Raw genomic sequence first — 9,990 nt, 5'->3', positions numbered from 1 at the left:
CCGGGCGCGGCTGCGCCCGGGGCTCCGGCGGACGGCGGTCAGGCCTGGACGGGCTGCGCGTCGAGGCGCGCCACCAGGGCGGTCACCTGGCGGGCGACGTCCGGGGCGGTGAGGCCGATCTCGGCGAGGATCTCCTCGCGCTTGGCGTGGTCGAGGAACTCCTGCGGGATGCCGAAGTCGCGCAGCGGCAGGTCGACGTCGGCGTCGCGCAGGGCCTGCGCGATCGCGGAGCCGACGCCGCCGACGCGGCCGTTGTCCTCGACGGTGACGACGACGCGGTGCTCGGCGGCGAGGCCGGGCAGCGCCTTGTCGACCGGCTTGACCCAGCGCGGGTCGACGACGGTGGAGGTGATGCCCTGGGCGTCGAGCAGCTCGGCGGCCTCCAGGCAGAGCGGGGCCATCGCGCCGACGGAGACGATGAGCACGTCGGCGCGCCTGTCGCCGCCGCTCTCGCCGCTCTCGCGGAGCACGTCCATGCCGCCGACCTTGCCGATCGCGGGCACGGCGGGGCCGACGCTGCCCTTGGAGTAACGGACGACGGTGGGCGCGTCCGGCACCTCGACGGCCTCGCGCAGCTGGGCGCGGACCTGGTCGGCGTCGCGCGGGGCGGCGAGCCGCAGGCCCGGGACGGTCTGCAGGATCGACATGTCCCACATGCCGTTGTGCGAGGCGCCGTCGGTGCCGGTGACGCCGGCCCGGTCGAGGACGAAGGTGACGCCCAGCTTGTGCAGGGCGACGTCCATCAGCACCTGGTCGTAGGCGCGGTTCAGGAAGGTCGCGTACACGGCGACGACCGGGTGCAGGCCGTTGGTGGCCAGGCCCGCGGCGGAGACGGCCGCGTGCTGCTCGGCGATGCCGACGTCGAAGATGCGGTCCGGGTAGGCCTTGGCGAAGGGCGCCAGGCCGACCGGGTGGAGCATCGCGGCGGTGATCGCCACGATGTCCTTGCGCTCGCGGCCGAGGGCGACCATCTCCTCGCCGAAGACGGAGGTCCAGTCCTTGCCGGAGGACTTCACCGGCAGGCCGGTGTCGGGGTGGATGACGCCGACCGCGTGGAAGCGGTCCTCGTCGTTGTTCTCGGCGGCGTGGTAGCCGCGGCCCTTCTCGGTGATGCAGTGCACGATCACCGGGCCGCCGAAGCCGCGGGCCTTGGTGAACGCGGACTCCAGCGCCACCAGGTCGTGGCCGTCGATCGGGCCGATGTACTTGAGGCCGAGGTCCTCGAACATGCCCTGCGGGGCGATGAAGTCCTTCAGGCCCTTCTTCGCGCCGTGCAGGGTGTCGAACATCGCCTGGCCGACGACGGGGGTGCGCTGCAGCGCGTCCTTGCCCCAGGAGAGGAACCGCTCGTAGCCCTGGGTGGTGCGCAGGGTCGCGAGGTGGTTGGCCAGGCCGCCGATGGTCGGCGAGTAGGAGCGCTCGTTGTCGTTGACGACGATGACGACCGGCAGGTCCTTCGCGTCGGCGATGTTGTTGAGCGCCTCCCAGGCCATGCCGCCGGTCAGCGCGCCGTCGCCGATGACGGCGACGACCGGGCGGTCCTTGTGGCCCTGGATCTTGTTGGCCTTGGCGAGGCCGTCGGCGTAGCCGAGCACGGTCGAGGCGTGCGAGTTCTCGATCACGTCGTGCTCGGACTCGGCGCGCGACGGGTAGCCCGACAGGCCGCCCTTCATCTTCAGCCGGGAGAAGTCCTGGCGGCCGGTGAGCAGCTTGTGGACGTAGCTCTGGTGGCCGGTGTCGAACAGGATCCGGTCGCGCGGCGAGTCGAAGACCCGGTGCATCGCGATGGTGAGCTCCACCACGCCCAGGTTCGGGCCGAGGTGGCCACCGGTCTTCGAGACCTCTTCGACCAGGAAGCCGCGGATCTCCTCGGCCAGGTCGGCCAGCTGCGCCGGGGTGAGCCGGTCGAGATCGCGCGGTCCCCTAATGCGGGTCAGCAGGGCCACCCGTTCCTCCTCGTTCACTGTTCCCAGACCTCTCTGTCCGGCCTGGCCGGGCTTCCCCGACTGCAAGAGTCTAATGTCCGGCTGGCGGACACCATGCGGCGCATGGGGGCTCCGGTTACACATGACGGGGCCCGGCACCCGATCGGTTCGGGTGCCGGGCCTCACACTGCTCCGGGCGTGTCGTCAGCCCCGGCCGCTGGACTTCTGGGTCCGGCGGGAGACGGAGTCGAGCACGACGGCGCCGAGCAGCACCGCGCCGGTGATCATGTACTGGATCGCCTGGTTCACGTGGACCAGGTCGAGGCCGGTGATGATCGACTGGATGACCAGGATGCCGAGCAGGGCGGACCAGGTCTTGCCGCGGCCGCCGAAGAGGCTGGTGCCGCCGATGACGGCCGCCGCGATCGAGTTCATCAGGACGTTGCCGCTGCCGAGCAGCTTGTCGGCGGAGCCCTGCTGGGAGGCGATGAAGAGGCCGCCGAGGGCCGCCATACCGGCCGAGATCATGAAGACCGAGATCCGGACCCACGCGACGTTGATGCCGGCGCGGCGGGCCGCCTCGACGCTGCCGCCGACCGCGAAGATCTGCCGGCCGTAGGAGGTACGGCGGAGCACGAAGTCGGTGATGACGACGATCGAGAGGAAGATCACCAGGGGCAGCGGCAGGCCGCGGTCCTGGTTGAGCATGTAGGCGGCGACCAGGCCGATGACGGCGAGCACGCCGGTGCGCAGCGCGATCTCGCTCATCGGGCGGGCCGGCAGGCCGGCGTCGCCGCGGCGCTTGGCGTCCAGGAACTGGCCGGCGCCGAAGAGCGCGATGCCGAGGACCGCGAAGCCCCAGGTGAAGGCGACGTCGCCGTCACCGAGGAAGTAGGTGTCCAGGTTGGCGAGGACGCCGTCGTTCAGGACGTTGACGGTGCCCTTGTCGCCGAGGACGTACATCTGCAGACCGCTCCAGGCGAGCAGGCCGGCCAGGGTGACGACGAAGGCGGGGACGCCGATCTTGGCGAAGAAGAAGCCGTGCAGGGCGCCGATGGCGACGGCGGCCGCGATGGCGATCAGGCAGGCGAGCCACTCGTTGAGGCCAGAGCGCACCGAGAGGACGGCGGCTATCGCGGCGGAGACGCCGGCGATCGAGCCGAGGGAGAGGTCGATCTCACCGAGCAGCAGCACGAAGACGATGCCGACGGCGATGAGGCCGGGGCCGGCGACCCACTTGGTGATGTTGGTGAGGTTGTCGGCGTTGAGGAAGTCGCCGGTGATGCCCTGGAAGATGGCGCCGATCAGGATCAGGCCGAGCACGACGGGGACGGAGCCCAGGTCGCCGCTCTTCATCTTGCGCTTGAACTCGGCGAGGTAGCCGGCGAAGCCGGCCTCGCGGACGAGGAGGCGCGGGTCGACCGCCGGGGCGGCCGGCGCGGCGGCGGGCTCGGGGGCCTTCTCCGCGGCGTTGGTGGTCTGGTCCGTGGTCACTTCGCTTCCTCCGCGATACGTGCCTGACGCCGGGTCACGGCGTTCTCGGTGGCGCCGGTGATGGCGGAGATGATCTCCTCGTGCGAGGTGTTGGCCACCTCGAAGACGCCGTTGTTGCGGCCCAGGCGGAGCACCGCGACGGTGTCCGCGACGGCCTTGACGTCGGCCATGTTGTGGCTGATCAGGATCACGCCGAGGCCGCGGTCGCGCAGGCGCTCGACCAGGTCGAGGACCTGGGCGGTCTGCTCGACGCCGAGGGCGGCGGTGGGCTCGTCCAGGATCACGATCTTGGGGTCGCCGACCAGGGCACGGGCGATCGCGACGACCTGGCGCTGGCCGCCGGAGAGGGCGGCGATCGGGATGCGGACGCTGGGGATGCGGATCGACAGGGTGTCGAGCAGCTCCTTGGCGCGCTTCTCCATGGCGACCTCGTCGAGCGCGCCGAAGCGGCGCAGCTCGCGGCCGAGGAAGAGGTTGCCGACCACGTCGAGGTTGTCGCAGAGTGCGAGGTCCTGGTAGACGGTGGCGACGCCGAGGGCCTGGGCGTCGTGCGGCCGGTTGATCGCGACCTTGCTGCCCTCCCACTCGATCGCGCCCTCGTCGATGGGGTGCACGCCGGCGATCGTCTTCACCAGCGTCGACTTGCCTGCACCGTTGTCGCCCACCAGGGCGACCACCTCGCCGGCGTGGACCTCCAGGTGCACATCGGTGAGCGCCTGGACGGCACCGAAGCGCTTGGAGACACCGCGCAACGCCAGTACGGGTGCGCCTGTCACGTGAACCATCTCCTTCGTTCCGTGCCAGCCCCCGGATATGGGCATGACACGGCCTGCCGCGCGCCGACCCGGGCGCGAAGGTTAGTGCGAGAAAAGGGGTGGAGACCGGCCGGGGCCCGGGTGGAGCCCCGCCGCCGGAGGTGGGGAGCCGGTCTCGCCGCAGGGTGGGCGCTCCCGCCGGGGAGCGCCCACCCGGGTGGACTTACTGCAGGCCCGCGGCCTTGCAGGCGTCGGCGTAGGTGCCGGTGCAGATGTCGGCGACGGTGTACAGCTTGTCGGCGATCACGGTGTCCTTGATGTTGGCCTTGGTGACGACCTTCGGGTCGAGCAGCTTGGCCGGGATGCCCTTGTCGGTGTCGCTGTCGATGCTGGCGGAGGCGACGGCCTTGACGTCCTTGCCCTGCAGCAGCGCGACGGCGAGCTCGGCGGCCGAGTCGGCCAGCGGCTTGTACGCCTTGTAGATGGTGTACGACTGCTCGCCGCTGACGAGGCGCTGGATGGCGTCGAGGCCCGCGTCCTGGCCGCCGACCGGAACGTTGATGTTCGCGGACTTCAGCTGGGTGATGATCGCGGCGGCCATGCCGTCGTTGGCGGAGTAGACGGCCTGGAAGCCGTCCTTGCCGAGCTGGGTGATCGCGGCGCCGATCTTCTGGCCGGCCACGGTGGGCTTCCACTCACCGGACTGCTCGTAGACGACCTTCTTGACCTTGCCGTCGAGGACCTTGTGCGCACCGGACTTGAACTTGCCGGCGTTCGGGTCCGCGTCGTCACCGTTGATCATGACGATGTTGGCGTCGGCGGCCTTGGCGCCGAGGGCGTCGACCAGGGCCTGACCCTGCAGCTCGCCGACCTTCTCGTTGTCGAAGGAGACGTAGGCGGAGACCGGGCCGGTGGCCAGGCGGTCGTACGCGATGACCTTGACGCCCTTGTCGGCCGCCTCCTTCACCCAGGACTGGGTGGAGGCCGCGTCGAACGCGTCCAGGATGATGACCTTGACGCCCTGGGCGATCAGGGTGTCGAACTGCTGCTTCTGCTTGGCGGCCGAGCCCTCGGCGTTGCTGTACTTGACGGTGCAGTCGCCGCACAGCTCCTTGACCTTGGCCTCGATGAACGGCTTGTCGAAGGACTCGTAGCGCACGGAGGACGCGTTCTCCGGGAGCAGCAGGCCGATCGACTTGCTGTCGCCGCCCTTGGCGTCGTCCTTCTTGTCGCTGCCAGCCTTGCCACAGGCGGCCATGGAGAGAGCCATCGAAACAGCAGCGGTGCCGATGACAGCGCGACGCATCATTGCGTTCATGGTGGGGGTGCCTCCCTGACAGTGCCGCAACCTTGCGGCGAGGTTGAGTGGAGTCAACCCGGCCCGCACCTTGTCGTCAATAAGTAAAACCGCAACTGCGGTGATCCGAACCCTTTCGTTATCTTCCTGAAGGCGAAGCCGAGATCAAACGACCGCGGCCCCCGCCTGCCGGGACAGGTCGGGGGCCGATCGGCGCAGCTCAGGGGCTGCTCAGGGGCTGTTCAGGGTCGGCTCGCGGGGTGCTCAGGCACTGGACGCGGAGGCCAGTCCGGTGTGCCGGATCGCGCCCGATTCACCCATCTCGCTCATCACCAGGGCCAGCGCGCCGAGCACCTCCGCCCGGCCGCCGAGCGTGCCCGGGACGACCGAGAGCTGCCGCGCCGCACTCGGGATCGCGTACCGCGCCACCGAGTCCCGGATCGGGGAAAGCACCAGCTCACCGGCCTCCGCGAGCTCTCCGCCGAGGATCACCCGACGCGGATTCAGCAGGTTGCACAGGGTCGCGACTCCCGACCCGATCTGCCGTCCGGCGTCCGCGATGACCCGCCGGCAGCCCAGGTCGCCCTGCTGCGCCAGCTGCACCACCTTGGTGAGCGTCAACTCCCCGGGGTGGCTCGCGTTCAAGAGGTTGAGCAGGTAGCGCGAGCCGACGAAGGTCTCCAGGCAGCCCCGGTTGCCGCAGCGGCAGACCGGTCCGGCCTCGTCCAGGGTGATGTGCCCGATCTCCCCGGCGGTGCCGCCGGGGCCCCGGTAGATCTGCCCGTTGATGACCAGTCCGGAGCCGACGCCGCTGGCCACCTTGATGTACGCGAGGTCGCTCAGCCCACGGCCCGCGCCCCACACCAACTCGCCCAGGGCGCCCAGGTTCGCGTCGTTGTCCACGTACACCTGCATGCCCAGGCGCTGGGAGAGCTCCCGGCCCGGGTTGACGCCCGTCCAGCCCGGCAGGATCGCCGTCGAGCCGAGCGCGCCGGTCTCCACGTCGATCGGACCGGGCACGCCCAGTCCGACGCCGATCACCTTGTCCGGCCGGAAGCCGGCCTGCGTCAGCAGCCGTCCGACCAGCGTCTCCGCCCGGTCGAAGCCCTGTTGCGCCGACACGTCGGTGTCGATCGGCTCGCTCTCCTCGGCCAGCACACGGTGCGCCAGATTGCCCACCGCGACCCGCAGATGGGTGTGGCCGAAGTCGACCCCGACCACGATCCCGGCGTCCCCGCTGAGCGAGACGCTGCGCGCCCGTCTGCCGCCCGAGGAGGTGTCGGCGACCACGACGGTGCCGCTCTCCTTCAGCTCGCGGACGATGTTGGACACCGTCGCCGCCGACAGCCCGGTGGACCTGGCGATCTCGGCCTGGGTCAGCGAGCCGGCCATCCGCACGGCCCGCAGCACCCTCTCGAGGTTCGCCCGGTGCAGCGAGGACTGCGATCCCGGCGTGTCCATCGACATGATTCACCCTCCCAGGGCACGGGAACCCGACCGCTCCCGTCCCTGCCGCGCCCTTGCGGCGGAGCTCGTTGTGGCCGGCCGGGCCGTCACCCTGCGGTGTCGAATCCTCAACCGGGCGTTCATCTTCAACTTCTGAACTCTAAGCTCAGCCAAGTCCGCAATACAGAGTCAAGGGCGAAGGCAGATCGTTGCGAAACCTCAGCCACCGCCCTACGTCGAGTGTCGTAGCCGAACGCCCGAACCGCCCGACAGCCCCGGAAATCGCAGGTCCGCGTGGGGGACGCTCGTGAAAGGATGCCCCCAACCAAGCCTGACGAAGGAGTCCTGCGAGTGCCTGGCACCAACTTGACCCGTGAGGAGGCCCGTACCCGGGCCGCACTCCTGCATGTGGAGTCGTACGACATCGAGCTCGACCTGGGCTCGGCCCCCGAGGGGGGCACCTTCCGGTCCACCACCGTGGTCCGCTTCTCCGCCACCACCCCGGGTGCCGCCACCTTCATCGACCTGGTCGCGCCGAGCGTCTCCGAGATCGTGCTGAACGGCGAGTCGCTGGACCTCGCCAACTTCGCCGACAGCCGGATCGCCCTGCCCGCCGTCCGGGCCGAGAACGAGCTCCGGGTGGTCGCCGACTGCGCCTACACCAACACGGGTGAGGGCCTGCACCGCTTCGTCGACCCGGTGGACGGCGAGACCTACCTGTACACCCAGTTCGAGGTCCCGGACGCCCGCCGGGTGTTCGCCGCCTTCGAGCAGCCCGACCTCAAGGCGGCCTTCCGCTTCACCGTGACGGCCCCGGCGGGCTGGGTCGTGGTCTCCAACTCCCCCACCCCCGAGCCGGCCGGCGAGGGCGCGACCCGCACCTGGGCCTTCGAGCCCACCCCGCGGATGTCCACCTACGTCACCGCGCTGGTGGCCGGTCCCTACGTGGGCGTCTTCGACGAGTACGCCAACGGCGACCAGCGGGTGCCGCTCGGCGTGTACTGCCGCCCCTCGCTGCGCGAGTTCCTGGACGCCGAGGCGATCTTCGACGTCACCAGGCAGGGCTTCGACTACTTCCAGGAGAAGTTCGACTTCGCCTACCCGTTCGCCAAGTACGACCAGCTGTTCGTTCCGGAGTTCAACGCCGGCGCGATGGAGAACGCGGGCGCCGTCACCCTGCGTGACCAGTACGTCTTCCGCTCCAAGGTCACCGACGCCTCCTACGAGATGCGCGCCGCGACGATCCTGCACGAGCTCGCCCACATGTGGTTCGGCGACCTCGTGACCATGGAGTGGTGGAACGACCTCTGGCTGAACGAGTCCTTCGCGACCTTCGCCGAGGCCGTCTGCCAGGCCGAGGCCCCCGGCTCCAAGTGGCCGCACTCCTGGACGACCTTCGCCAACCAGATGAAGACCTGGGCGTACCGGCAGGACCAGCTGCCGTCCACCCACCCGATCATGGCGGAGATCAACGACCTGGAGGACGTCCAGGTCAACTTCGACGGCATCACCTACGCCAAGGGCGCCTCGGTGCTCAAGCAGCTGGTCGCCTACGTCGGCCAGGACGCGTTCTTCCAGGGCGTGCAGGCCTACTTCAAGCGCCACGCCTGGGGCAACACCACCCTCCCCGACCTGCTCGGCGCCCTGGAGGAGGCCAGCGGCCGCGACCTGCGGACCTGGTCCAAGGCGTGGCTGGAGACCGCCGGCATCAACGTGCTCCGCCCCGAGCTGCGGATCAACACCGACGGCGAGATCGAGTCCTTCACCGTCCTCCAGGAGGCCCCGGCGCTGCCCGCCGGCGCCCGCGGCGAGGCCGTGCTGCGCCCGCACCGGATCGCGATCGGCCTGTACGAGCTGGCCGACGGCTCCCTGGTGCGCACCGACCGGATCGAGCTCGACGTCGACGGCCCGCGCACCGAGGTGCCCGAGCTGGTCGGCCGGCACCGCCCCGCCGTCCTGCTGCTCAACGACGACGACCTGTCCTACGCCAAGGTCCGCCTCGACGAGGACTCGATGGCCGTCGTCACCGACCACCTCGGCGACTTCGCCGACTCGCTGCCGCGCGCCCTGTGCTGGGCCTCCGCCTGGGACATGACCCGCGACGGCGAGCTCGCCACCCGCGACTACCTCGCCCTCGCCCTCTCCGGCCTGCAGCGCGAGTCCGACATCGGCGTCGTGCAGTCCGTGCAGCGCCAGGTCAAGCTCGCCCTGGAGATGTACGCCGACCCGGCGTGGCGCGAGGAGGGCCTGCAGCGCTGGGCCGCCGCCGCCGAGGAGCAGCTGCGCGCCGCCGCCCCCGGCAGCGACCACCAGCTCGCCTGGGCCCGCACCCTGGCCGGCGCCGCCCGCACCGACGCGCAGCTCGGCCTGCTGGCCGGCCTGCTCGACGGCTCCGAGGTGATCGAGGGCCTGGCCGTCGACACCGAGCTGCGCTGGAGCCTGCTGGCCCGCCTGGTCGCCACCGGCCGCGCCGACGACAAGGCCGTCGACGAGGAGCTGGTGCGCGACAACACCTCCTCCGGCCAGGAGCACGCCGCGAGCTGCCGGGCCGCCCGCCCGACCGCCGAGGCCAAGGCCGAGGCGTGGGCCTCGGTGGTGGAGTCCGACAAGCTCACCAACTACGTGCAGGAGGCCGTCATCGGCGGCTTCCAGCAGCCCGACCAGCGCGAGCTGATCGCCGCCTACCGCGAGAAGTACTTCGCCGCGGTGAAGGGCGTCTGGGAGAGCCGCAGCCACGAGATCTCGCAGCAGATCATCGTCGGCCTGTACCCGGCCTACCAGGTCGAGCAGGCCACCCTGGACGCCACCGACGCCTGGCTGGCCTCCGCTGACCCGGCGCCGGCCCTGCGCCGCCAGGTCGTCGAGTCCCGGGCCGGCGTCGAGCGCGCCCTCCGGGCGCAGGCCGCCGACCGCGCGGCCGGCGAGCGCCACTGACCCTTCCGGGGGGGGGGCGGGCCCGCCCCCCCCGGCCCGCCCCCGGCGGGGCGCCGCCGCGGCGGCCCCGGGCGCGGCCGGCCCCACCACACCACGGAGCGTGCCTTGACCGCAGTACCCGCACCAGCAGTCCCCGCAC

Annotated in this window: 6 protein-coding genes; 1 reads left to right on the top strand and 5 read right to left on the bottom strand. The window is 70.9% G+C overall.

Annotation, left to right across the window (positions count from 1 at the left end; genetic code table 11):
* Positions 1-38: 38 nt before the first annotated feature.
* The 5 genes from dxs to ABZ641_RS17345 all read right to left on the bottom strand — a co-directional run bounded on the left by dxs (position 39) and on the right by ABZ641_RS17345 (position 6,932).
* Entirely contained in the window at positions 39-1,946 is a 1,908-nt protein-coding gene (gene dxs, locus ABZ641_RS17365; protein WP_359982735.1) for a 1-deoxy-D-xylulose-5-phosphate synthase, read from the bottom strand.
* A gap of 183 nt (positions 1,947-2,129) precedes the next feature.
* Complete coding sequence (locus ABZ641_RS17360) at positions 2,130-3,419, bottom strand: sugar ABC transporter permease (RefSeq protein WP_344625718.1); 1,290 nt, start codon at positions 3,417-3,419, stop codon at positions 2,130-2,132.
* Positions 3,416-4,204 carry an ATP-binding cassette domain-containing protein gene (locus ABZ641_RS17355; protein WP_344625717.1) on the bottom strand — a complete coding sequence of 263 codons (789 nt, stop codon included), beginning with the start codon at positions 4,202-4,204 and terminating at the stop codon, positions 3,416-3,418. The genes ABZ641_RS17360 and ABZ641_RS17355 overlap by 4 nt, the downstream gene beginning before the upstream one ends.
* 193 nt (positions 4,205-4,397) lie before the next feature.
* Entirely contained in the window at positions 4,398-5,492 is a 1,095-nt protein-coding gene (locus ABZ641_RS17350) for a substrate-binding domain-containing protein (protein ID WP_344625716.1), read from the bottom strand.
* Positions 5,493-5,735: 243 nt separating this feature from the next.
* Entirely contained in the window at positions 5,736-6,932 is a 1,197-nt protein-coding gene (locus ABZ641_RS17345) for an ROK family transcriptional regulator (protein ID WP_344625732.1), read from the bottom strand.
* Positions 6,933-7,268: 336 nt separating this feature from the next.
* Here ABZ641_RS17345 and pepN point away from each other — a divergent pair, with 336 nt between their 5' ends.
* Positions 7,269-9,851 carry an aminopeptidase N gene (gene pepN, locus ABZ641_RS17340; RefSeq protein WP_359982730.1) on the top strand — a complete coding sequence of 861 codons (2,583 nt, stop codon included), beginning with the start codon at positions 7,269-7,271 and terminating at the stop codon, positions 9,849-9,851.
* The last annotated feature ends 139 nt before the right edge of the window (positions 9,852-9,990 follow it).

It is taken from the genome of Kitasatospora sp. NPDC007106 (genome assembly GCF_040634455.1).
GTDB lineage: Bacteria > Actinomycetota > Actinomycetes > Streptomycetales > Streptomycetaceae > Kitasatospora > Kitasatospora arboriphila.
Note: the sequence above shows the minus strand (reverse complement) of the source record. Positions and strands in the feature narration are given on the sequence as shown.

Coding starts and splice junctions, on each gene's coding strand:
- ABZ641_RS17355 (WP_344625717.1), bottom strand. CDS start 4,204: ATGGTTCACGTGACAGGCGCACCCGTACTGGCGTTGCGCGGTGTCTCC.
- ABZ641_RS17345 (WP_344625732.1), bottom strand. CDS start 6,932: ATGGACACGCCGGGATCGCAGTCCTCGCTGCACCGGGCGAACCTCGAG.
- ABZ641_RS17350 (WP_344625716.1), bottom strand. CDS start 5,492: ATGAACGCAATGATGCGTCGCGCTGTCATCGGCACCGCTGCTGTTTCG.